Origin of the sequence: Acrocarpospora catenulata (genome assembly GCF_018476525.1) — a bacterium.
In the GTDB taxonomy this organism is placed as follows: domain Bacteria; phylum Actinomycetota; class Actinomycetes; order Streptosporangiales; family Streptosporangiaceae; genus Acrocarpospora; species Acrocarpospora catenulata.
Map to the genome: position 1 here is coordinate 1 of NZ_JAHCST010000180.1, position 542 is coordinate 542.

Genomic DNA, 542 nt, shown 5'->3' on the forward strand with positions numbered 1-542 from the left:
GAGCAATGCTTGGAATCTGTGGATCTGTCGGGAAGGGGGTGTACCTTCCCGATGATCATGTCCAGTCTCAAGCATGACCGACGCGCCAACGTCGGTCGGGAAGGCACACCCGTTGCTCACCGTAGTCCCTGACCCCGCCGACGGCGACCGCCGTCAGCCCGGCGGTTCCTCCTCTTCCTCGCTGATCGACGAGATCGTGCGCGAAGGCGCCCGCCGGATGCTGGCCGAAGCGCTGAAAGCCGAAGTGGACGCCTACATCGCCGCCTTCGCCGATGAGCGCGACGAACACGGCCGCCGCCTGGTCGTGCGCAACGGCAGCCACCAGGCGCGGGAGATCCTCACCGCGGCCGGCGCGATCGAGGTCACCGCTCCGCGTGTCAACGACAAGCGCGTCGATGCCGAGACCGGTGAGCGGCGGCGCTTCTCCTCGGCGATCCTGCCGCCGTGGGCGCGTAAAACCCCGAAGATCAGCGAGGTGCTGCCGCTGCTCTACCTGCACGGCCTGTCCAGCGGGGACTTCGTACCAGCCCTGGGCCACTTCC

At 67.7% G+C, this 542-nt stretch carries 1 protein-coding gene; it reads left to right on the forward strand.

What is annotated here, in order from left to right; all coding sequences use genetic code 11:
* Positions 1–112 precede the first annotated feature (112 nt).
* The coding region (locus tag KIP79_RS46250) for a transposase (protein WP_250214970.1) at positions 113–542 on the forward strand (430 nt) is incomplete at its 3' end.